Genomic DNA, 24,397 nt, shown 5'->3' with positions numbered 1-24,397 from the left:
GGCTGCCTAATCAAAACGCGAAAGGAGATTTATCTAAAAATTTCTAATTTCGTGTCTTGACAAGCGTGTACATTATAAATCACTCGATCCCCTGCCAGATGACCAAAAGCATCATTGATCATTTTAAGATTATTAATATCCCCCATAATAATTGAAAGTGGGAAATGACGACGACCGTCGATGCGTTTGAGTTCTTCCTCAAAATAGCGTCGATTGTAAAGCCCCGTCAAATGATCATGATAACTCAGATATTCAATTCGCTCATTTTGGGCTTTTCGTTGCGAAATATCCCGAAAAATGAGAACCACCCCGGTAGTAACCCCATTGCTATCTTTTACTGGAGTCGCACTGTCTTCGATACTAAAACGATTTCCATATCGATCAGTAATCATGGCATGTTTGGTTGAAGTGGTAGTGAAATCCGTCCTAAGCACCTCGTCGACCGGATTAGACACCAGATATTCCTGATTCTCATGGGACAGATTAAAAATTAAATTAAAACTCTTCCCCTGTGCTTCATCATTGGTCCATCCGGTGAGTTCTTCGGCCACCCGATTGAGCATTGTGACGCGCTTCTCCAGATCGACCACAATGATCCCATCTCCAACGCTTTTCATCACCTGGTTAAGATTTTTATGACTGCATTCCAGCTGATTAATCAGAAAATAAATCCCTGAAGCCACAAATAAAAGAATGCTAGCCCGGAGTACTGGCGCCATCAAAAATATGCCGTTGCTGAGATAGTCCATGACGATATGGAACATTCCCAGAAACATGGCCAGCTGGACCACGTATTGTTTGTACCATAGACCTACCATTACAATCACCACATAAAAAAGATGAGTGTAGACGACGTCAATACCCTTAAAATAGTTGAAATAAACCGCCACAAAAATCGTCCCCAACAAACAGAGACCGACGATGGTGATGCGAATCTGATGATTATCTGTTACCCGACATTTTTCCATAGATTAACCTCATTTCGTTAATAATATACGATTTAAGCTCCTAAATGGATGCCGGCTAATCCGATCGGATCGGCGTACGACAATGAGGACAGAAATTTTCTTCGGTGAGTTTAACTCTCGCCAGGCTGGTTGGCTTGGAGCAGGTCATTGTTTTCATGAAATTTCTCCTTTATACTTTTCAGATAAGTTCTTAATTAGAACATTAATTCACAGTGGCGTCATTGGAATAGCCACGCTTTTCCCAGTAACCTTTGTAGCTTTCATCACTGGATAGTTCAATTTTATTAACCCAGCGGGCCCATTTATACCCAAGTCTATCTTCGGCCACCACAATAAAAGGAAAACCCATTGACGCTGGCAATGACACGCCATTGGCCGAATAGGCTAATAACATGTCTTCGTCTTTAATGACTGTTAGTGGCATCGATGTGGTATAGCCATCGACACAGTGAAAGATCACGACGGTGGCATTATCTTTAATCCCTGCATCAGCCAGCAAATCGTTAATGTGCACGCCTTCCCAAAGCACCGTGGCTTGCCATCCTTCGACACAATACAAGGTAATCAAGCGCTGCGCTTTCTCTTTTTCCAATACCTGTTCATAGGTATAACTTACAGGCTTATCAACCAGACCGGTCAATTGCAACTGATAGGTACTAAGATCTACTTCTTGAATCCCAGAAATTGAATTGTCTCTGGGCCCGATGGCAGGGTCGAGCCGAACCCCCTGATATTCCCGAATTTCCAGTTCCTGATAGCGGCTGGCGGTCGCCTGGGAAACAGCATCTTCCTTTCCATTATCAACTTTTGAAAACAAGTTCATGTTACTGATAAAGTAAATGGCAACCACCACTGCAATTACCCCCACCACTAAAATAATTCTTCGTCGCATCGCATGATCTCCTTTTACCACTTTCGTGTGTATCTGTTTTATTATACTCTATCAGGCGGGTTAATTAACAGCATTTAATTCGACCTCAACCTGGCAGGATGGGGTAAAACCAATACTTATTTCCACCGACGTCACAATGGTTCCACTGCTTACTTCACCAGAAAAAATAGTAGCCCGTCGTTTCCCAATTTCCATGATCTGTTTACTCATTTCTACACTTCTTTTTAAGTTTGATTCAATGAAAGGGTAGCATTTATCATTTCTATGAGATGGTTAGGAAAATAATCATCGTCATTTTCTATTGAAATCAGCCGTTCTTTCATCCGTTGACCCAGTTTCCTGGCTGTTTCCTGATCACCATAGCACAACAGCCGTTTCAGTTCAGACACGCTGTCAGTCAAAGCATCCCCGCAGGCACTGACCCGTTTATAGCTGAGAAACCCTTCGTCCAGAAACCAGCTCAGGGTTCTTTCAAAATGCTGGTAAATCTGTTCGGGATCGATGCTGAGTGGTTGCAGGACCATCCCTTGCTCCAGCACCGGTTCTGACTGATCTTGGATCTGAAAGACCAGGGTGGCTCCTTCATAGCAGGTAAGTGCCTGGCCAAAAGCTTCGATGGACACGACTTGCCCATCAATAACCAGGCTGGCCAGATCTCTGGATTCTTCATCCAAGGTAATCCGGCCGGTACCAACACTATTTAAGCCGTACTGGCCATCACTCAAATGAATTGCATTACTGATTGGCTGATTCTCTGAATAACGCACCAGGGTCTTCTGGGCCAACCCCTTTGCGATCTTCTGGATTAACTGCAGATAGGCAAATGCCTGATTGTCCTCCGGTCTCGACTGCGTTTCAAATTCATAGCCGCCATCAATTTCCCAGCCCCGCCAGATGGCAATGCCCGGAAGCAGCAACAGTGAGATTTCAAATGTATGGTCATTCCCCTGAGGGTCTTTTAGAGACACGACCATCTCACAGGGATCGACGGCTGCGATCCCCAAGTGCTTTGTCATAATCTGGTTATGGCAACTCAGGCAGAAATCACCACTTTCTTTAATATGTATGATGGCTTCATTTTGTTGGCATTGATTGCATTTCATACAACATTTCCTTTCTTATACATCGTTTTAATCTATTAATCTTCAGGTTTAATAATCTATGGCAGGGACAAATATTGGTTCAGATCTCTATTTAGTTTTCAATCCTTTTTAAAATTCTTTTGTTGCCGTTGCACCGGCTGCGGCCGGGAATGACTGTCTTTTTTTGGTCCAATCCCCTGAGTAAAAGCACAACCCTTGTGATAATTAGAGCAACCCCAAAATTCACCATGAACACTACGGCGAATCACCAGGCTGCCCCCACATTTGGGGCAGATCTGCTGCCGGGATTGCAGCTCACTGGGAAAATCAGCCATCAACTCTTTCACAAAGACCGACTTGTTACCATCTTGAACCAACAGCCAAGCCTTTTTCTTCGTCCGGGTCATGGCCACATAAAACAGGCGCCGTTCCTCCGAATAAAGATAATCCTCGGTATCGTCAAGCAGCAATTGAACCACCGCATCATTTTGAATTTTGCTCGGAAAACCATAGCTTTTTTCTTTATTATTTAGAATAAAAACATAGTCCGCCTGTAAACCTTTGGATCTATGAGCCGACAAAAATTCCATCTGTAAATCAGTTCTGGACGGATAGCTGACCTGAGTCTTACCGCCTCGATTATCATACTGGCACTTAAACGGCGATTGGTCAAACAATTTAATATCATGATTATAACGACCAATAAAAAAGACACTGCTATTTTGGGGCAGCTCCATAATGGTCGCTTCCATAAATGTTACCAGACTTCTTTCATTGTGCCCTTCAATCAGACCCAGTGAAAACTCACCCTCTGGATGGGATCGATCACCCGCCACGGCACTCAATTTCTTTTTGATATGCTTGGGGTTTTTCATCACAAAATGGCCGCTGACGTCAATCAAACTCCTGGAAAAGCGGTAGGTGGTTTCGATCTTGCTGGCTTCCGCAGCCCCCCAGTAGCTTTCAAAGTCCAGAATATAATTGATATCACTGCCCGCAAAACCATAAATACTCTGCCAGTCATCCCCGACACAAAATAAACCAAAATCCGACTGATTGCGCATCGCTTTCAGCAGGTTGTACCGGGCCCGGGAGATATCCTGATACTCATCCACAATCACATAGCCATAATGGTGCCGATTCTGGCCACTGATCACATATTTTGTGGCCAGATTAATCATATCGTTAAAATCGATCTCATTATTTTTTTCGAGCTGGGTCTGATAAGCTTTAAAAACCGGTTCAATCAACTCAATGATCCGGTAATTACTGCGTAACTGATGCCCCTGATGGATGCGGTTTAATTGATAAAGCTGATCAAAGAGCTGATTATTAATCTTCACCAGGTTGATCACAGTTTCAAACAATTGTCCCAGATTCTCGAAAAAATGACCCTGATATTTTTTGATCTCAGCCCACAATTCAGCATCTGATTTGGGCTTAAAGACCACCTCGGCGGCAAGCAATTTTTCTTCCAGCACCTGTATCAGCTTGCCGTCTAAATGGTCATAGGCATAGAGCTCCAGCATCGTAGTATTGTTTTCGGCATGGATCTTGCGTTTCCACACCATCCCTTGCTGATAGCTTTGGGTGGCAGTTTTGTTGGCCTTAGCCTTAAAATAATCGGGTACCTGCCCCTTGCGGTCAATGCCAAAATACTCAAGGTAGAGATCCGCATCCGGCAAATAGAAATCTGGAACATATCGGGCATACTCGATGGTTGCGGTATCGGTCTGGTAAGGGCGTTCATACTGGTAATTAATGCCTTTTTGATACAGATAATTGGCGATTTCCATTTCGCCATAACTTTTGACCAGCTCATTTTTCAGGGTCACCGGCTGATTAACGGACAGATAATCCTGGTACTCCGTCTGGTCTTTAAAATCAAAGGCTGACTTTTCTCTGATCCGATAGAAGCTGAGATATTGGATAAATTTTCTCAGGTAAATCGGATCTTTGAGCAATTGATTGAGGGTTTCCTTAACAAAGGTTGACAGATTGATCTGAGTGATGTTTGGCTTGACCCCATTTACTGCCGTGATGATATTCATCCCCAGCTTGTGGAAGGTCATGGCCGCGATGTTTTCGCCGGTTTCTTTGTTAATCCGCTGACACATTTCGGTGGCCGAGGCGTTGGTAAAGGAAAGTACCAGAATTTCGGCTGGTTTGTATTTTTCCGCTTTAAGCAAAAATTTGATCTTGCCAATCACAGTGATGGTCTTTCCGGTTCCGGCGCCCGCAACGACCTGGTGATTGCGACCTTCTTTTAAAATACAGGCCAACTGCTGGGCGTCGAGGTTTTTCCCTTCAATCGGCAGGATCATATTTTTTATATTTTCCAGCCGCGCTGTAATGTAGGCGTCGTTGTGTCGATTCACCTCATCCGCCAATTCGGAGAACCGTTGCGAAAAAGCCGCGATGCGCTCAAGGGTGTTTTTTTCCGCGGCCGTCATTTGCCTAGCCGTTCGAATGATCCCATCGCCACTGCTTAAGTAACGCCACTGATATTGCCATTGATCTAGTTCAGACGCATCAATATAGTGATCTGGATCGGCAAAGAGGGCATCCAACGAAAGTGTTGCGGTATTGAGTTCAGTGCTGATGGTGTCATTGTGACGATTGGCATGGTCTTTCTTGCGGCGCCGTTCAGCTAAGAACTTTTTTAAGAAACACATCGATCACCCTCCTTTTATCCGCATTGATAAAGCTAAACTAATAATGCGATAATCCCCTGACCGTATTTCTCAACCTTGATCAGGACAGCCATAAATTAATGTCAGGCACGGGCATGATCTTTTCGACCTTTCCGATGGCTGGATCAATGACGAAATCAAAGAACCGTTAACGTCGATTATCGCAGAAAAACTGGAAACCTATTCCAATCTGAAAATCCTTAACCCCAAAGCCGAACAACTGCTGGGGGAGCGTCAGATAAATTTTATTTAATACCTGGCGGAGGATCTCGGTTATGATTGACAATAAATATCTCAAGAACCTGTACGACTTTCCCGATGTAGATCCCAGTATCAACCAACTGCTTGAATTACTGACATCTAAAGACCAGGCCTTTTTGGAAAACCTGACCGTGCCATTGGAAATTGCCACACTAGATGAGGCTGAACGCCATTATCTGACGATTTTTTTGCGAACATTGATCATCAGCTCCAGCTCGATCAGATCGATGTGGCTAACTGGTTCCGAGCTGAAGCTTTTTGTTTTGATCAACCCTACTTCCATTCAAAAGACTCAGCGACTTCGAAAAGTTCAAGATCCAGTACACGTCCCCGGCTCCTTCAAAGCCGACAGGTTTATTATTTCCCGACGAGCTGAAGAGGGTTTAGCAGCGTTCATTTAGAGCTCAGTTCCTGTTATCAGCACACCCACCTAAATGGTGCTTGTTATAAATTAATAATCTATAATGGCAGGCATGGCATGTTTATTAGTTTATGTCAGGCACTGTATGCTGTTTCAGAGGTTTCATATGCACTTAGTTTTGATTAAACTAGGAGTCCTGCTATATGACTTCTGATAACACCATTAAGCATGCTGTATCTATTCTTTAGGTATGATTTTGTAGTTAAATCATCTACTTTTCCATCGTAATTCGAAATGTATAATTTTGCTTTTGCTTCAACTGTCAAGCTTTGTGCATAATCATGAAGACTTTTATCTGATATATCTCTATTTGAATTTTTTGTTATTAACACAAAATTCAAGGGAGAATTATAAATTGAACTATTTTTATTTCTAAGATCTTTCGTAGAATCTCCGACCTTCGTTGCTGAACCTAAAGGTATTATATGATGGGCTTCAAGTTCATTTTCTTCTTCCGCAAAAACACTAACAAGTTTACTATTATCAAACATATCACGATATGTTTGCGCTAATAAGTACTGGCAAAAGAAATTACGCAATACAGTTTTTGGATAACGATCTTCATCCGCATACTCTAACAGTAAAACACCTTCGTCGGAAAAATATTTTGTTTCCAAAACATTTTTCATCATTTTATTCAGCCAATCAGCGTTACTTTTTTTTGTAAATTGTCTCACCATTGCCTGTAAATTTGTAATCATACGAACATTCTGATCTTTGTCATATTCACCCGAAAAAATGGCACTCCAATACCAAGCTTCCAATTTTTTATGAACCTGTTTATCATTGAACCACGTATCATCAATGAAAACTGTTGAAACTAAAACAATCATAAGTGAATAATTAATTTCCTTAATATCTCTAATACCACACCGTGTATTAAAAAAGAACATTGCTCTATCTATAGCATCACAAATAATTTCGCACTTGTCATCTATGAATTTCGGATTCATATCTAATATTTTATTTCTTTTCATATGATCTATTCTAAACACATCAGCAGTGAAGGTTAGATTATTATAATATAATGAACAAACGTTTAAAAAGACATCAATATATGTAGTCGATATAACATTTTTGCTTAGGTCATAGCATTTTAATCTAATTGATGCGTTGTAATGTTCATTTTCAATGCTATTTTTTAATAAATTTTGAACTCCATCAGGAATCACGTCGACATTATAAGTTCTAGGTTTTCCAATATTTTCAGCAATACGATTGTAAAAATTTGTTTTACTTACAGTCGCCACTCTAGCCATCACTAGATCAAACGTATTTAAACTAATTCCACCACGATTCAAATTTTCATATATATATCTATTGCTCTTGCTCTTTTTGATTCTTCAACGATAATCTGGTTTAATGTCATATTCCGTATGCATGAATCTAAATAATCCTGCAAATAACGACCCCATAGCTGGCTACGGTTTTCTAACTCCTTCATAAATTTTGTATAGTCTTCTTTGATATCATTTCGTTCTTCTTCAATAAATATTTCATCAATAAAGAAATTTTTATCTTCGATAGTTGTTTTTTTTGTAAACTCATGAATAATTTCATCTTTTATGGAATCAGAAATTTTCTTGACTATTCTTTGATAACACAAAGTGATTACACCACTTCTTTTCTTTTCAGTAGGTATAATCAAATATAATGGTACCAAATAACCATCTTCATTGGAAATGCAAAAATCATCAAGTTCAATCCCGAGGTCTGTATCAGGATTATATGGCTGACAATCATTCTTTTTAAAATATTTAACTTCGACAAACGGAAGAATATTGCTTGATAGAAAATCGGGTTCCTCCGAATCTGGGCGTGTGATAGGAAAATCCAATTCATGAACCCCAAAAATATCTTCTTCAGACCCACGCTTACACCATTTTGGAATTCTCAAAAAAAATCTTCTTTTTAATGATGTAGAAACTAAATCACTAATCCTCTTACAATCATCAAATATGGCATTTGAAAAAACATTTGTTAATACAGTTATACGTTGCTGGCCATCTAGCAGAAATTAAGTATCAACAGATAGCGTTGTTATATCAATTTCTGTTTTATTACCTATTGCTTTTGAAGAAAACTCATCTGGTTTAGATTTTAATAGTAATATACTGCCAATAGGCATTCTAGACAAAACTGATGCTACAATTTTACGCTGTTGCTCTTCATCAGTCCACACAAATTGTCTTTGAAAATCTGGTAATAGTATTTTATTTTCTTTGATATCTTTGACTATATCACTAAAATTTGTTAACACACTTGCCATAATTACACCTCTTATTTCATAATATTCTCAAATTAAAGATTTCTATTCTATTTTTACCAATCTACCACATGCCTAAGCGTCTTTTACTTACACACCTTAAATGGAGCTAATTTAAAACCGTTCTCTATTTGGGTTTCGTGATTTCTTGAGGTATCACATAAATGTCTCAAGTTTATACGTTTGCGTAACTTTTAGAATTTTTGCTAAGTAATCATCTTTTGTTGACGCTTCTTCAGTAAATTGATCATATAACCATTCAATGCCGCCACGCATATATTTATGAAATAGTTCCATATTCGCAGCTAGTTTTTCTGAATCTTCATCCTCTTTAAATGCTCGTTCAATTCTTTCATCGTCTGAAAGATTTGATGAATTTTCGCTTAACATGACTAGCCGAAAAACATTAATCAAATTGTCTTGTTGGCTGATTAGTTGCTCAGCAAATATTGCTAACTCATCGTTTGAGATAGTGTCTTCTTCAGATTTCAAGTTAAAATTTACACCAATTAAGGGTGCAACAAGATAAATATCAATATTTGCTCTAAATACACCAGCAATTTTTGCATCTTTATTCTTCTTTAATGTGGTCAAACTTAAAAATTTTGCGTAAGTAGCATGCTTACCTTTTAACATGTATTGTTTTTCAAACATTATAACAACCTCCTAATCGATGAATTTACGTCAGAATTATTATTTTTCTCGATCATATAAGCACAGCCCACTTTATCATCTAATGAAGCCTTCGCAAATTCCCAATCCTTGTTCATTAATATCAATACTACTTGCTCTGAAACTGCCGGTAGAATTTTTGCTATATTGTTGATGTGAATCTCATCAACATTCGAGAACGGTGCATCCATTACTAATGGATATGGTTCAGTTGTAATTGCTAATTCTCCATCTACGCCGATTATGACATTCGGATCTTCATTTTCTTTTCCAGTAGTTGTTCTTGCTTTTATTCTCGCCATATCAACAAGACCTGCAATGAATGAGAAGTTTTTGACAGATTCTAATCCCTTGCTTTCTTCTGTCTCCATTTCTTCATCACCAACCATTGTAATTAAATTTATCTGATACTTTTCATTAATAGTAATTTTACGTGTCCCGTGATACATTTGTTCAAAGATATTGTTTACACTTTTAAGGAGACGATTCTTGACTTCAGCCTCTTGTTTATCATAACTCTGCTTAAACCACTGGTATACCGCCTTTGAGTATGCTATACTTTTTGTTATTTTTCTATTTTTTTCAGAAACTACTGCTATACCAGCAATCTGTTTTTCATTATTTACAATTTCTGTTTCTAACGAACTTATATAACCCGTAACAACAAGTAAAATATCCCTTTTTTTTCTCAATTCAATCTCATTTTTTTGGTAGTCATCTTCAATTTTTGCTACATCTATCATATTTTTTATTCGCTTACTAATGTCAATTAGACCTTCTTTTTTTTCTTCCAATAGAAGCTTATTTTCTCGAAGCTCAACGTAGTCGTCTTTGATCACACTATCAAACCCTTCAGCTTCACGTTCAATACGTTGGTAGGTTTTTTTATATTCTCTTAAAATTGTGCCCATATGCTGAGGTGGTAATAAACTTTTTTCATGCAAAACTTTTTCTTTTGCACCTTCATTTTTCGTTAAATCACATCCACAAATGCAATTCCCTCGATTTAGAATATGGTCTATTGACGACGCTCTCATTCCTGGTATACCTTCACCATCCTGTTTAGCTTCATCAATGGTTTTAAGTGCTTTCTTTATTAAAGGTAATGCGAAATAACCCATCGATTTTGTACTGAAATCATTGATTAATCGATTCTCATTTTTAATGATATTTCCTGTTACTACATTAATATCACGCTCTAAATTCGTTTTAATCGTTTGATTTGCTTTTACCTCGCGATTTTTGAGAAGTAGTTCATTAAGTTCTATTTTTCGTCTCTCGAAAAACTCAATCTCTTCTTTTATTATAACCTTTCTATTTTTGTACCCTTCAAGTTTTTCTTTTGCATTTTCAACTTCAACTTTCAACTTATTAAACTTTGTGTCATTGCCAACATCTAACTCCTTGCTTAATTTGGATGTAACCGATGCTACTTTTGACGGATCAAGCCGATCCATAGCAGTGCTAATAACATCTAATCCCATTAGTCCACGTACTGCATCAACAACATCTCCTTTATTATTTATATCTGCTATCCTCTCACCATCAAAGAAAAAATAATCTGACAGAGATTCCGGAAGTATCTTATTAATTGTTTCTTTCATATGTAAATCGTATTCACCTTCGATACCTCTAGCCTTTGGTATACTTTGCATACCTCCTGTGGTTTCTTTAAATTGAACATTCAATTCTGGTTTGCTGGCTTTTATTTTTTTGGATTCGTTTTTATAAAAAGATTGAGTTCTCCTGATGAAATATTCCTTCTGTTCATGCAATAAAATAACTTCTACAAAACATTCTTGAGTAGAACATACGCTCATTGATTTGCAAACTTCTAAATTTAAAACCTCCTGTGATTTGAATGAGGTATTATTATATAGGCACCAGTTAAACGCTTGAATAATTGTAGTTTTACCGCTAGTATTAACACCTAATATAACAGTTACATTTTTTTCACTATCTGTTGAGAATTCAATAACATGATTGCCTTTATATTGGCGGAAATTATTTATTGTTATACTTTTAATTATCATTTTCTGCTGCCCTTTCTATTAAATGTCTTATCTTATCCGTCATCTGGTTATTTGTAAGTTTTTTTGTTTTGTTATTTTCTTTCTCTAATTCATAAATTCTCATTTTCAAACTGAATAACACCGTTTGATTTAGATAAGTTTCATCTTTTTCTTCAAAATTCATATTCGTCACCTCCTATGTAATTAAGATCATAATAATCTTCTATTTTTTTCTGCAATTTTATAACTTCTGAAGAGTTTTCTGCTAAAGCTGCGAAGTCTTCCATACGTTCCATCTCACGCTTAATTAAAGAATATTCACTTTTTAATAATTCACTTTTGCACTTTTTTATATCTAAATCCCGAGGTAATGTTACAAAATCATAAATCTTAGCATAAGGTTTATTTTGAGCCTTTCTTAAAACTCTACCCCTTCGTTGTATATATTCTTTAGGATTTGTGCTACTAGCAAGGATAAATGCTGTTTTAATGCCTGGGATGTTAACACCTTCATCCAAACACCTAATTGCAACCAATGCTTGCAACATTTTACCTTCTGTAAAATTAGCTTTTATAATTTCTCGCTGAACTGAGTTTTCTTCTGAGGTAAATCGAGATACCCTCATCCCTAATTCATTGCCGAGCATATCAATAACTATTTCAATCTGTCGCTTTTCCTCTTCTTCAACCTGTCCTTCGATATAACAACTATTTTCTATTGTTGTTGCTCCACAATACACTAATATTTGATTATCCTCGGAATATTCTGATTTTATAATTTTATATAAGGCTGTTAATTTATTTCTAGCACCGGCAATTATTCGGGCTCTCTTAATTAACAACATTTCGGCTGATTGCGGCATCCCTTCGTTTTTGCCTTTACTTAATAAGATTTTTCCGATCTTTTCGGTTAATTCATTGTATAGTTCTAATTCGTCCTCATCTAAATATATTGGCACCGGATAATAATAATACGGGCAAAGTTTATCTTCTTTAATTGCTCGTTCTAATGAGTATACGATACACTTTTCACCAAAATAGTCTTTTAGTTTTTGAGTACCATCTTCATCATAATGTCTTTCGAGAGTGGCCGATAAAGCTAAACGATACTTGAATACTTCTTTCATACATGACAATTGCTTTTTCGCACCAAAATTGTGTGCTTCATCAACTAGAAGACAAATTTCTCCGTCCAACTTATCAATTTCTTTTTGAAAATAGTCTGTTGCAAAAGTTACGTTGGTAGTTATTACACAGAAATTATCAATAACCCCTAACTTGTAATCATTCAACAGATGTCGATATTTTTTCTTCCAATCATATGAGGAATAACAAATTAGCGGTTTAATTCCAAATGCCGTAATATCTTCAACCCATTGCTCTATAAGATGTTGATAAGGACAGACAACGAATACACCAAGTTTATTTGAAACGCTTTTTGACAACCTTACTATTCCGGCTAAACCAGTATACGTTTTGCCTGTACCTGTAGCCATATCAAATATTCCTCGGTAGTAATTATTTTCCCAAGCGTCTATTGCTTCTATTTGATAATCGTGCAACTTAACATTCTTTGGGATGGCTGGTCCAGAAATATATGGCGCATCATCTTCTTTAACCCAGTTATCATCTCGATATTCTAAAATATCAGTATTGTAGTTTATTACTACCTTTTTATATTTATCAATAATTTCTTGTTTTAAATCGGGAAATTCAATGATATGAATATTTGGCTCGCGATCATTCCAAATCGAATCAAAAGCCTTTTCTTTTGCAATCACACGTTCACTTTCATTCTTGCTACTCCAGTTGCAAAATACATCAATCGTTTCATAATTTAAATACATTGCAGTAGAAGACTCATTCATTGAGCCAGAAAAAGCGACTTTATTTTCTTCTTGATCACAAATGATGCCCATCTTTTCATGGTACATTCCCATATTATTCTTATTCTCAGTAAATGCTATTTTTATATCTAGTATTCCATCTGATATCAGATTTGATAAAAGATTAAGGCTTTTTACCTCAAACTCAGTATGTACATCTTTAAGCTCATCCAAAATAGCTTTGTAAATGATCTTCTCTCTAATTTCATAGCCATTACGAATAGCCTCTATATCTTTATCTGATAAATATGGTGAAGCAACTATTTGAATTTTTCCACCATTTTTTATCAATCCACTTATTCCTTTTGTTATCTCAATCAGTGCTGATGATGAAAAAAAACCAACAGCTCTTTGATATGAAATTGCTTCTTTCAATAACGGATTGTAAAAGCCTTTCACGACATTATCTAGCAATGACCGATATTCATTTTTAATTTCTACATCTCTTAAACTCATTATTCTACCTCAGCTAATATTTAGTTAACTATTATCTTCAATATAATCTAACGCCTCACCCAACATCTCAAAATCTTCTTCACTCGTAAAATAACTCACGCTAAACCGCACCGTACCGCCTGGAAAGGTTTTCAAAAACCGATGGGCAGTTGGGGAACAATGAAGCCCCGTTCTCACGGCTACCTGATGTTTATCTAACACCTTTCCGATGCTGTCACTGCCGTAACCATCAAAGATGCTTGAAACCACGCCAATGCTGTTACGCTCGTCCGGCAAAAATGTTTTGATGATGTCGTATTTTTTTAAAATATTAACCAGTTGGCTTCTGTTTTCATGTTCTTTTTTTAAAATTGCATCGATTGTTGTTTCTTCAATCCATTGCAGGGCCGCATTGAGACCGGCGATTGCCGAAACGTTGGGGCTGCCAACTTCAAAGCGTTCTGGCAGGGTTTCTGGAAGATCTTGATTAGCAGAATCCACTCCCGTACCACCGTAAAGTAAGGGTTTTAATTTGATCGAGTTATCCATAATAAACCCGCCGACCCCCAAGGGGCCATACAGCGTTTTATGCCCTGCAAAAACAGTAAAATCCGATTTTACATTGCTTAAACTTGTGTTGAGGAGACCGGCGGTTTGAGCCATATCGGTTATTGTGATAGCCTCATAAAGTTTGGCCTGTTCAAATATTTCTTTTATCGGTGCGACTGCGCCGCAAACATTACTGCCGTGACTAATTACAACGATGTGCGGAGAGTTGTCTTGAAATTGATATTTTATTTTCTCTAAATCATAAGAAAGCGTTAATGATTCGACGGATAACTGATGTAAATCAAATTGATATGTATTGGAAAGATGATGTAAGATGCGGGTAACGGCATTATGCTCGAAGGGAGAAATATAAACGTTCATGTTATTTCTCCAGGGCAAACCCTGGAGAATAACATTTAAACTTTCTGTGGCTGATGGGGTAAGAATCACTTTCTGATTGTGATTGCAATCAAAAAGCTTTAATAATCGTTCTCTCGTATCCTCTGCTAATAACCTTGCTTGATTGGCAAGGCGATGTTGTCCCCTTCCCACATTGACGCCATAGGTTCGATAAAAAGAGTCCATGTACTGATATACTTTTTCTGGCTTAGGAAAGGTTGTTGCAGCATTATCAAAATAAGCTATTTTTTCTGTTGAATTCATTTTTCGCTCCGATCAAATCATAGTTTCTAAGATTTCCAAAAGGATCTGCCGTTTTTCTTCTTCGGTGATGGCTTGACCCATGTCTTCGATGGCGGTGCTGATTTCATTTTTTAATTGTTTTCCCCGTCGACTTGTCTCAATCCGGGAAAAACTTTTGATGGCTTCTTCCCCATTTTCTTTACGCACGGTTAAAACATAGTTCTCGTGTCCACTTACTTCATTACTCTCAACTGTTTCTTGATCATACTGTTCAATTGTATTTTTAGACGCATTCATCGCATTTAAAAACGTTTGAATCGTGGTCTCATTCCAATCATCAATTCTCAAGCCAACGGCGGCTTTTGACAAACGCTCCATGAAAGTGACTTGATCATTGGTGATGCTTTGTATGACCTGAAAAACGGTTCCATTGATGCCATTAAAACTATGGGTTTTTGTATTTGTTTTTAAGGTATCAAGCCAGTCTTTTATAATTGAGATATAGGTAGAATTATCGTTTTGTATTTCTTCGGTTTTAAATAAGGTACCTAAGTCGGCCATGAGTTTTTCTATTAAATGAGCTTTTGACTGATCAAAAATACGCTTTGACTTTTCCAAATGACTAATTACAGTAAGGCTAAATCCATCCAGACCGTAGATTGAAAAAAGTTTATCAAATAAATATTCTCGGGAATTCAGGCTTGGTTTCATCAAACTCTGAATCAGCTTTTTGTCGACTTTATCTAAATTTTTGAAAGCATGATTGCCTAAATAAATGGTTTTTAACTCTCTGGCATATTTTGGCAAAGACATAAACCAACGCTGCATGCCCCGAGTGATGTATGCAAATGAGTTGAATTCTTTTTCTGATTCAGTAATGAATTCTGCGAATAAGCTTTCTAGTTGATTGATATATTCAGTTTTATCAGCATTCCATTCTTCAAGGTACGCCACATAATCAGTTGGGTTTTTATCGATGCTATTGAGTAAATCGGCGGTGATTTCCACCTCACTATCATTGCTAAGTATAACGAGGTGTTCTTTGTATTGGTTTATTACACAGGCAATATAGATTGGTATTACTCCGCGCTTTAAACCGATGTGATGCTCAGGTTTTGTCAGTTTCTCATAAAGTTTGCCAAAGGATATTCCCTTACTATCTCCTGATTCCAGAAAAAATTGATTGATCTCGTTGACAATATTTTGCAAGTTTTCGTCTGGTAAATGATATAATTTAAGTTTAGGTATCAAGGTATAATTTTCCAAAATTTCGGTAACGATAAGAGCGCTTCTCATAAATGAAACCTCTTGCCCCGATCCTGATAAACCCAGCATGGGTTCAAGTTTAGTAGCTAATAAACCCTTAACCACACGATTTCGGCTCCGGGTGGCTACTGAAGTTAATTCGTGGTTATTTAAAATCTCATTTTTAATAATCGGGGTTTTATGATAAATTACTTTGCAAATGGTGGACAATTGTTGGGATAGCTGAGCTTTCCGATAAAATGTTTTTTTCTCACCCTGGTAATAATAATGCGCTTCACGCAGCTCCGGTTTGGTGTAGCCCATAACAAATGCGTTTAAGGCTTCGACAAGATCATCTTCATAAAGATTGCACTCAAAGACAAAGGCTTCATCATCTTTGGCAGACTCTTTGATTGTTTTAACGGCTTGATACTCATAGGCAGTGTCATTTATTACTTTATATTTTCTTGGCAAGATAAAGAGGATGCGGGAGTCAAGCTCACCTTGTTTTAAAATTTTCGCTTCAATCGTTGGTATGATTTCTGGATTTTCTGGGATTATCCCGAAAACGACACCATCTGCTTTCAGATCAAGTATTTTCTTTGACCAGTCATCAACGGCCAAAAATTCATTGCCATTGATAAATGTAAAATCAAAATATCGGACAATCTCCATGTCGTCATTGTAGCTGGTTGGATAGAGATACTGATCTAATGTCATTTCTGATAAAATTGCCTTGACATCATAGAGGTGTTTATTTTTTTCAGCCAGATCCAAAATTTTCTTTCTGATATCACTGCCAATGGGACTTTTCAGTTTTAAATGTGTGGTTTTGCGACTAACATAAACCACAAATTTTTTATCTTTAAGATCGGCTAGAGCATTTCCCACTTTCTGAGCCTCGGCCACGCTATTGCCGTATAATTTCGTTATGACATCTGCTACTGGTGGCAGTTTTACAGGTTGGTTGACGATCTCAATTAAAGCGATGGTTTTAACAAGCTTGGCTTCAAGATTGTCTAAATCAAGCTGCGATAAAATACTGGCAGCCGTATTATAGACTTTTCTTATTTCACTCGTATAGGGTTCCTTCTTTAATAGTGGTTCAAAATAGTCATACAGTTTATCCGGTGTAAGCAAAGGAAAGTTTCCCTGTTCATTTCTCAAAAACTCACTCAAGGTATTTTTGTGATTAGACGACAAAAATGTAAATAAGGTTCGTTCATTTTGGGCAATCAGCTCAGATAACCGTGGCAAAATAAAGGTTGTCACCGGATGCAGCGGATAACACCCACTAATCACAGATTTTAAGTGATTTGTCTCCAACTCAGAGAATAGTTCTCCCACCTGGTAGTTATTTAGCAATTCTTCGAATTCATTAGAATGGGTTTCTAAGAATTCAGTTTTGAAGGAATCGGTCTTTTTAATTACGTTCGCAATGATTTCATAAATCTGCGCAAAATGATTAAGCAGCTCCACATGTTTAAATCGTTCGGAAACGCCCTTCCAACCATCTACTTTCTGCAACGGCAGCTTATCAATATAGTTTGCAATATCCTTATGCGATACCAATAATAAATGCATCTGTTTTTCTTTGCTGCGACTGCATTTTTCAGCAAAATCCTGAAGCATTTTAATATCAGTGATGGAAGCCTTGGTAATACTGGACTCTAGGTATTTGCTAAATTCATCGTAGACAACATAAATCCCTGCATAACCTCTTTTACAAAGGGCATCGACCACGTCGCTAAAAAGTTCAACTACATCAAAACCTAAAAACGGGTTAAACTGGCTACCGGAAGTCAGGGTTGGATAAATTTTTTCAAATTTTTCATAAGCGCTAACATCAAAATCACCGAGAGCCATAGTGAATTCGTCTAACGGACAGTCAATACTATCCTTAAACTGAAGGTAGGTATTTTGATACTTATTCTTCCAACGGTCGATGGCATTCAGAGCAGCCTGAAAATGAGTATCCGGCATTAAATCTGCTAAATCTGCGAATTCAAGGGATTTTTGGAGCGCACTTAAAAAGGACTGGTTTAAACTGGTATGGCTTCCCTGAATGACAATCGGCAATAATTTTTTATCACCATTCATATAATCAAGGGCATAGTCATACAATTCAGGTTCACACTCTTTTAAGGCTTGAAGCAAATTCTCAAAAAGAGCTGGTTCTTTTCGATAAACAAGTGCCAAGAGCACCAGGATAATCTGAGACTTTCCCTTTCCATAGGCACCAATTAAAATCCGGGCACGGTCTGTTGACTTGTCATGGGTACTGAGTAGCAGGTCTTTCAATAGTTCGAGCGAACCAAATGTTGGAATAAAGCTCTTTATTTTTTTGTCGTTGTTCAAATCAAAAGCGATATTTACAGCTGATAAAAAGCCACCTTCAATTTGTATATAATCAGTTAATGTCATCTTTATCTCCTCTTAGTTCCAACATTTCTAAACCAGCGTATCGTAATAGGTTTGTATACAGGTGGCATAATCCATATCAGTTAAGATTTTGATGACATCCAGCCCTGCCGTACGAACGACTTTGATATGACCCAATTTTTCGATTTGATACAAATGCCCAGTCAGTTCGATAATATCTAAATTAAAAACCTTTCCCACATTGCATGGTTTTCTCAGCAAATCCTGAATCCTTATTTCGCTATTACCGTTTGTCTGTTCTAAAATCACCGCTAATACAATTAGCGAATGGAGCATATTCTTTTGTGGTTCGGTTTTACGGTAAATTTTTTCTTTTTTGTTTACTAAATCCACTAATCCCAATTCACCGAAGGGACACTCCATATTACTTTCAGGTGACACCTTCTCAGGGTTGACTTTATGCCGGGTAACATAGGTATTTATCAAACAGGTAAAATCATCTTCATACGATGATAATGCTGACTCCACTCCAAATTCGGTAATGGTGAAATTTGTGAGCATTGTCACAAAATCTTCTTTTTTAAATTCACTTAAATCAAATTCATTAAAAAAGTAATACCAACTGGTGGCATTTTCTTTGTTGCTTGCTAAATAATAATGCAGCAGCCACAAGGTTCCCAGTTCTTCTAGGTAGCGATCATTTTTCCAAATCAGTTCAGCTAATTCTGTAAATGTTTGTTCTCGAATGCCAGATTTAGGCTCGTTTGTTAAACCCACTGCTTGTAGCCAGTAACGTAAAGACTTCACCATATTCGAACCAATCCCTAAAACATCCATTGGATTTTCGGCTTTATTTGTAAAAACGGTTGGATTCTGTTTGACGTTTTTCAAACCTTTATACAGCCAACCTTTTCTAATATAGAATGTTTCATGTCCCCGGATTTTCATTTTAACTCCGTTTCTTTACACTTATTTTGTTTTTAAAAACTTATCCATCATGCAACCGCCTTCAAGGTATTTAGCGGTGACACACATTTTACACCGTTTGCATTTCTGACTATCTATTTTGTAAAGATCGGCATTGATGGTGATGGCTCCAAACTTGCATAAAGATTCGCATTTTAAACATTTACGACAGGCATTATACTTTCTAATTTGATAACCAATCATCCGTTGCAGATCATCATGTTTTTTCACGTTCATGGTCGCTATTTTAACGGCATTTTCATAACCATCCTGTTCAAAGGGCTGGATGGAAATAATGGGAATTTTTGTTTTAATATCAACGATGATTTTTTCATCAATCAGCTTGCGGCCCAATTCATTTTTGACTTCTCCAAAAGGAATGAACATATTGATAAATTCATCAGTAATCGGCTTATTAAGACGGTATATTTTAGCATTATTTTCGGTGGTACAATTGGTAAATTTAATTTTGACATCTTGAGCTGATTCAACCCCATTCCCGCCTTGCCTGGCCTTCCATTTACCGGTATCCACATAAACTTCAGGATCAGGCTTGCCAATTTTTTTCGCAAAATCAATTAAGAATTCACGCCATTTCTCAGATTGCTCCGGCATATATATTTTAGATAGAAACTGTGCCCGAATACTATTGTTTGGACAACACCAGCAACCAACCCGATCATAACCCAGTCGGTAAGCATCATTAAAATCGATGTTCTCGCCTAAAATATATAACCAAATATCGATGTCTTTCCAAAAGAAAATAGGCGAAGCCACGGTTTGCTTTTGGATTTTAATAGATTCCGCATCGTCTTCGATCCGTTTATACTTACTTCGTGCTGCCGATTCGCATTTTCTGATCCCGTAAAAGGTTAAAATATTTTCATTTTTATACATATTGTTAAGGGTACGAGTAATCGGGCCAGTCTTAAACATATAGCAACACCAGCGCATCATTCGGGCTGGTGGCCCGATATCTTCACAGACTTTGAAAAAATCCTGGTCTTTATTTTTGGCGGTTTTAAAAATGGTTAATGGATTATCAACCCGAAAACGCTTAGCATATTCCATTGTCAGCGGAAACTCCAGGGTCGTGTCACCAAAAATATGGACGATGCTGGGATTGCTGAGTGCTCGGGTGACCAGATCTGCAGTAACCGTTGAATCTTTCCCGCCAGAGAAAGAAATGACGACATTTTCAATCGGATACTTTTTTACTGAACTATTAATAAAAGCAAACGCCTCGCTCTCTAAATATTCGAGCCGCCTTTTGTTTGCGCTAATAAATGTTTTAATGGATTCATTAAACATATCGTAGGAATTTTGAGTTTTGTAAAGACTGATCTGTTCAACCACTTCAGGGATATTTGCTTTCTCAAATTTTGTCGAGGTCAATACTTTTAACTGGCCGTCAATAAAATAGCGATTATTGACAACCCAAACCGTTTTATTTAAATATTCTAGGGGTTTTCCTAGAATTATCTCGATTAATAAACGCTCTTCCGGGAATACCGGTCGCAGATCTGCACCTAAATGTCGGGTTGTCTCGCCACAAAGTGGGCAACTGTTTTTATCAATTGCATTGGCTTCTTTTATGACTGGCGTTTTGCAGTTATCGCACCAACACACTTCCACGGGCATTTCTGTTTCTGTTTTTACACCGCAGATATCACATTCTGCTTTTGGTGTTTCGGTGTTACATATTTTACACCACAAACCAATCACCTCTTTTCACGCATCGAAAAAACAACAGTTCTAAACGATGTTATTTTGTTTTATATTATATCAGTTTTATCAAATAAAAGCTAAATCTAAAAGACTATCGCTTTACTTGTTGGTCTTGTTTATTTTTAGTTTTTTTCGCTTGATTTAAAAACACTATTCCATTATACGCCCATTTTTATTTTTTTCAAAACTTTATGAGTAAAAAACCGCCTTTTTTATTATCAAAAACGACTCTGTTATTTTCTTTTTATTTCAAAAACTTGTCATCTGCTAAAAAAGCCGGTGTGAGCAACTACATCACAGCAGAAAACCCGCTATCTTTTATTATAACCGGTTTATCCTGTCTGGCAAGATGTGGCAACTTGTGTGCCAGAATTAAACGTGCTTTTATCGAATGACCGCCATTTTATTTAGGGGTCTGTTGCCCGGTCATTGAGCTGTCATTATGGTAGCCAGCTTGCCAGAGTGATGATTTTTGTGGTGGTGGTCTGGTCGAAAATGCGACAGCTCCGTCATTTTTAGGTTTTTTTAAAATAAAAAAATCCAGCCCGTCCATCGCAAGGGATGAACCGGCAGGAAATGTTTCTATATCCTATAGTAAATCTTTTTAATATCGGCCAGACCTTCCACAATCTCGGCTCTGGGAAAATCGGCACTAGTGAGAGCCGCATCGCTCAGATTGTCGGCTTCGTTAAGCTGTCCTTCGCCGAACATTTCAATTGCGACGACAGCTTTTTTAAAAACCTCATTGGTGTAAGTCAGAGTCCCAGAAACTTTTTGACATCTTCAATACTTTTGAAGTTGTCGATTTCTTCATTCAAAGTTTCTAAAGTGACTAAATTCAATTGGGACAGTTTCTCACAATATTCTGCTAGCAGAATTCCCAGTTTTTTAGACAAAGCTTTAATTGCCATTTTTGAATAAGCCCGTGCTTCACCCTTTTCAATGCCTTTTTCAAATCCTTCTTCTCTTAAACTTCAGCTAATGTCATGGTCACTTCACTCCCTTTCTTGTAGGTTACTTCAAATTGCTTAATAACAGTATTCAGTTGATCCGTTGAAAGCTGGGGTCCTGATGACAGGATATAGCGCATGCAGGTTTCAAAATACTGCAGTCCTGTTTCCTTTTCCTCTAACTCATCCAGAGCTCTGGCGGCCTTAAAAATGTTTCCAAGAAATTCCTGACTGTTTTTCTTGAAAATGTCTCTGAAAATGGATAATACAATCGTCAGTTCTGCATTTCCTTTAATATCTTCATCTGAAAATTGCGATAAATCATAGATCAGGTAGCGATAATCCGGCGTCAACTGTTTAACTTCTTCCGGTAAGGTCTCAAAATCCGATTTCCAGCTCTAGCAGACATTTCAATTTGGCATCAGTCCCTTTTTCACAACATCCGATTCTCCGCAAAGCTATAATACCCTTCCCCCGCCACAATAATATGATCCACTACCGTGATAGCAATGGCTTCGGTGGCGGCTTTAATTTTCTTGGTCACCGCTACATCAGCCTGCGAAGGCTGTCGGCTTCCGCCTGGGTGATTGTGAGCCAGGATAATACTGGCGGCCTGGTGGCGCAGAGCAGTTTCGACGATCAGTCGAGGGTAGACCGGGGCTTCGTTGATGGTGCCTTCATGGAGCAGGGTGGCCTGGTTGACCTTGTTCTGGCTGTCCAGACAGATGACATAAAAGGCCTCATTGAGGCGGCCGGTAAAAAGGGCCATGGTATATTCGCCGGCTTTGGTAGTACTGTTTAGCACTGCCTTTTCCTTAAACTTGCCTTGCTGATAACGCCGGGCCAGCGCGGGAATCAGGGACAGCAAAATGGCGATGTTTTCGGTAACCCCAGCCTTGTCGCAGAGGTCCTTGGGATCGGCATCAAAGACCCCCGACAACGACCCGTAATGGCTGATCAGTTGATGGGCTAACTCGTTGGTATCTTTCATCGGGACGCAATAAAAAAGCAACAGCTCGAGAATTTGATGATCCTCGAAACTGTCGATTCCTTCTTTGATGACCCGGTTTTTAACCCGTTGCCGATGACCTTTGTGGGGATTCTTATCCATGCCGTTACCCTTTCACTGCCCTGATGGGTTTATTTTTACAGAAATCTCTGATTAATTGTAGATTTTAACTCATTGTTTTATTATACGTTATTCTCCACAGATTTCAAAGCATATCGGGTGTAAATTATCGCCTTTTTATGCTTTTTATAAAAACCCGGTATCCCCTCGATCCATTTTACCAGCCAAGTCTTATGACTCACTGGTAAGGAATTCTGAGGAGATAACCTCACCCTTGGGCAGATTGAGATATACGATGGCCTTGGAGCCGTCAGAATTAAACCAACCCAACCCAATAACCTGTTTGGTCGTACCGGTTTCTGGCTTACTCAAGCTAATTTCGATACCGTCGCTACCCATCACCTCCTGAACCTCATAAAAGGGCATCCCCGCTGCCATCCGGTATGCCTGCTTGTCGGTGACTAAAAAAGGATTTAACGCCACCAGTTCCGGAGATTTTTCTGAGAAGAGCAGTTGTTTGGCGAAGACCATGTCATCTTCCCCGTACTTAATCAATACCCCATAATCACTGTGTGGGTCGTGATAAGCAACCCGACCATCGGACTGGACTTCTCCAGTAACTCCCAGTAGCGATTCCAACTGACTGCGGGGCATGTCGAGGTTAACAGCCTGGTAGAATTTAAGAACTTTCTGTGCGGCGGCTGTGGTTTCTGGATTGATGACCACGATGCTTTCTGTTTTCCCACCTTCCTGGGTAGCGGTTTTAACTGGTGTACAGCCTGTAAATAACAGCATCCCTGCCACCAGCAGAACACCCCCCCATAAGCTAATTTTCTTTATTGGTATCAACATCATAAATTCCTCCTTCTTGTCATTATGACAACTGACAATTGCATTTGCTAAGTGTCTAACAACCCATTACAATTGCCAAGAACATTTAGTTTTGTTATACCCAGCTTCCGATATTTAAATCATTTTGGCGTGGTAGCTACTATATCGCTTTTGGTTTCTTTATTACCCTTACTTCAAGTCGCTTAGTTTTTTAAAAATAATTTAGATTTTTTGAATAAAGCCACACTTATTTGATATAACCTAAATACAACGACATGGTTTTTCTGTCCAGAACTGCAAACGTTTCCATTTTTGCCATTTTCTTACTGTTCCGGTCAGACACCGGCTAGTTGAGCACATCTTTCGTAACTCTATAATGTCCACAAATAGTTGGACACAAAATCCAGAAAATAAGATAAACTATACACATGAGTAGAAAACGACGAA

Annotated in this window: 21 protein-coding genes; 1 reads left to right on the top strand and 20 read right to left on the bottom strand. The window is 38.1% G+C overall.

Annotated elements, in window-relative coordinates; translation table 11 throughout:
- Positions 1-29: 29 nt before the first annotated feature.
- The 5 genes from U2P91_RS16425 to U2P91_RS16405 form a co-directional block, all read right to left on the bottom strand.
- Complete coding sequence (locus U2P91_RS16425; protein WP_322520044.1) at positions 30-968, bottom strand: PAS domain S-box protein; 939 nt, start codon at positions 966-968, stop codon at positions 30-32.
- A 202-nt stretch (positions 969-1,170) separates the two neighbouring features.
- On the bottom strand, positions 1,171-1,860 hold the full coding sequence (locus U2P91_RS16420; protein WP_111887021.1) for a molybdopterin-dependent oxidoreductase: 690 nt from the start codon (positions 1,858-1,860) through the stop codon (positions 1,171-1,173).
- A gap of 60 nt (positions 1,861-1,920) precedes the next feature.
- Positions 1,921-2,070 (bottom strand): hypothetical protein, encoded by a 150-nt coding sequence (locus tag U2P91_RS16415; protein WP_162624399.1) that lies wholly within the window; start codon positions 2,068-2,070, stop codon positions 1,921-1,923.
- 14 nt (positions 2,071-2,084) lie between these two features.
- Positions 2,085-2,963 carry a hypothetical protein gene (locus tag U2P91_RS16410; RefSeq protein ID WP_111887022.1) on the bottom strand — a complete coding sequence of 293 codons (879 nt, stop codon included), beginning with the start codon at positions 2,961-2,963 and terminating at the stop codon, positions 2,085-2,087.
- A 98-nt stretch (positions 2,964-3,061) separates the two neighbouring features.
- Complete coding sequence (locus tag U2P91_RS16405; protein ID WP_111887023.1) at positions 3,062-5,617, bottom strand: UvrD-helicase domain-containing protein; 2,556 nt, start codon at positions 5,615-5,617, stop codon at positions 3,062-3,064.
- A 293-nt stretch (positions 5,618-5,910) separates the two neighbouring features.
- Here U2P91_RS16405 and U2P91_RS16400 point away from each other — a divergent pair, with 293 nt between their 5' ends.
- Positions 5,911-6,297 carry a hypothetical protein gene (locus U2P91_RS16400; protein ID WP_111887024.1) on the top strand — a complete coding sequence of 129 codons (387 nt, stop codon included), beginning with the start codon at positions 5,911-5,913 and terminating at the stop codon, positions 6,295-6,297.
- A 142-nt stretch (positions 6,298-6,439) separates the two neighbouring features.
- On the opposite strand, the gene U2P91_RS16395 is transcribed toward U2P91_RS16400, so the two are convergent.
- From U2P91_RS16395 to U2P91_RS16325, 15 genes are all read right to left on the bottom strand, one after another.
- Complete coding sequence (locus U2P91_RS16395) at positions 6,440-7,576, bottom strand: DUF1524 domain-containing protein (protein WP_242988590.1); 1,137 nt, start codon at positions 7,574-7,576, stop codon at positions 6,440-6,442.
- Between the two features lie 38 nt (positions 7,577-7,614).
- Positions 7,615-8,214 (bottom strand): hypothetical protein, encoded by a 600-nt coding sequence (locus U2P91_RS16390; protein ID WP_242988591.1) that lies wholly within the window; start codon positions 8,212-8,214, stop codon positions 7,615-7,617.
- Between the two features lie 120 nt (positions 8,215-8,334).
- Positions 8,335-8,586, bottom strand: a complete 252-nt coding sequence (locus U2P91_RS16385; protein ID WP_242988592.1) for a DUF262 domain-containing protein — start codon at positions 8,584-8,586, stop codon at positions 8,335-8,337.
- Between the two features lie 153 nt (positions 8,587-8,739).
- Positions 8,740-9,237, bottom strand: coding sequence for a hypothetical protein (locus U2P91_RS16380; protein WP_111887025.1), 498 nt, complete (start codon positions 9,235-9,237; stop codon positions 8,740-8,742).
- Positions 9,237-11,288 (bottom strand): AAA family ATPase, encoded by a 2,052-nt coding sequence (locus U2P91_RS16375; protein WP_111887026.1) that lies wholly within the window; start codon positions 11,286-11,288, stop codon positions 9,237-9,239. The genes U2P91_RS16380 and U2P91_RS16375 overlap by 1 nt, the downstream gene beginning before the upstream one ends.
- Positions 11,278-11,451, bottom strand: coding sequence for a hypothetical protein (locus U2P91_RS16370; protein ID WP_162624400.1), 174 nt, complete (start codon positions 11,449-11,451; stop codon positions 11,278-11,280). The genes U2P91_RS16375 and U2P91_RS16370 overlap by 11 nt, the downstream gene beginning before the upstream one ends.
- Positions 11,441-13,609 carry a DEAD/DEAH box helicase family protein gene (locus tag U2P91_RS16365; RefSeq protein ID WP_111887027.1) on the bottom strand — a complete coding sequence of 723 codons (2,169 nt, stop codon included), beginning with the start codon at positions 13,607-13,609 and terminating at the stop codon, positions 11,441-11,443. The genes U2P91_RS16370 and U2P91_RS16365 overlap by 11 nt, the downstream gene beginning before the upstream one ends.
- A 24-nt stretch (positions 13,610-13,633) precedes the next feature.
- A complete protein-coding gene (locus U2P91_RS16360; RefSeq protein ID WP_162624401.1) occupies positions 13,634-14,800 on the bottom strand; it encodes an aminotransferase class V-fold PLP-dependent enzyme in 1,167 nt (388 codons plus the stop codon).
- Between the two features lie 12 nt (positions 14,801-14,812).
- Entirely contained in the window at positions 14,813-18,448 is a 3,636-nt protein-coding gene (locus U2P91_RS16355; protein ID WP_111887028.1) for a hypothetical protein, read from the bottom strand.
- Between the two features lie 27 nt (positions 18,449-18,475).
- Entirely contained in the window at positions 18,476-19,354 is an 879-nt protein-coding gene (locus U2P91_RS16350; RefSeq protein ID WP_111887029.1) for a DUF4007 family protein, read from the bottom strand.
- Positions 19,355-19,375: 21 nt separating this feature from the next.
- Positions 19,376-21,097, bottom strand: coding sequence for a phosphoadenosine phosphosulfate reductase family protein (locus tag U2P91_RS16345; protein WP_322520043.1), 1,722 nt, complete (start codon positions 21,095-21,097; stop codon positions 19,376-19,378).
- 758 nt (positions 21,098-21,855) lie between these two features.
- Entirely contained in the window at positions 21,856-22,011 is a 156-nt protein-coding gene (locus U2P91_RS16340; RefSeq protein ID WP_242988594.1) for a DUF4351 domain-containing protein, read from the bottom strand.
- Positions 22,012-22,067: 56 nt separating this feature from the next.
- Entirely contained in the window at positions 22,068-22,403 is a 336-nt protein-coding gene (locus tag U2P91_RS16335; protein WP_242988595.1) for an Rpn family recombination-promoting nuclease/putative transposase, read from the bottom strand.
- Between the two features lie 80 nt (positions 22,404-22,483).
- Positions 22,484-23,161 (bottom strand): RadC family protein, encoded by a 678-nt coding sequence (gene radC / locus U2P91_RS16330; protein WP_111887031.1) that lies wholly within the window; start codon positions 23,159-23,161, stop codon positions 22,484-22,486.
- Between the two features lie 189 nt (positions 23,162-23,350).
- Positions 23,351-23,974, bottom strand: a complete 624-nt coding sequence (locus U2P91_RS16325; RefSeq protein ID WP_111887032.1) for a hypothetical protein — start codon at positions 23,972-23,974, stop codon at positions 23,351-23,353.
- Between the last annotated feature and the right edge of the window lie 423 nt (positions 23,975-24,397).

Source organism: Acetobacterium sp. K1/6 (assembly GCF_034438075.1).
GTDB lineage: Bacteria > Bacillota > Clostridia > Eubacteriales > Eubacteriaceae > Acetobacterium > Acetobacterium carbinolicum.
This window is presented reverse-complemented; position numbering and strand designations above follow the sequence as displayed.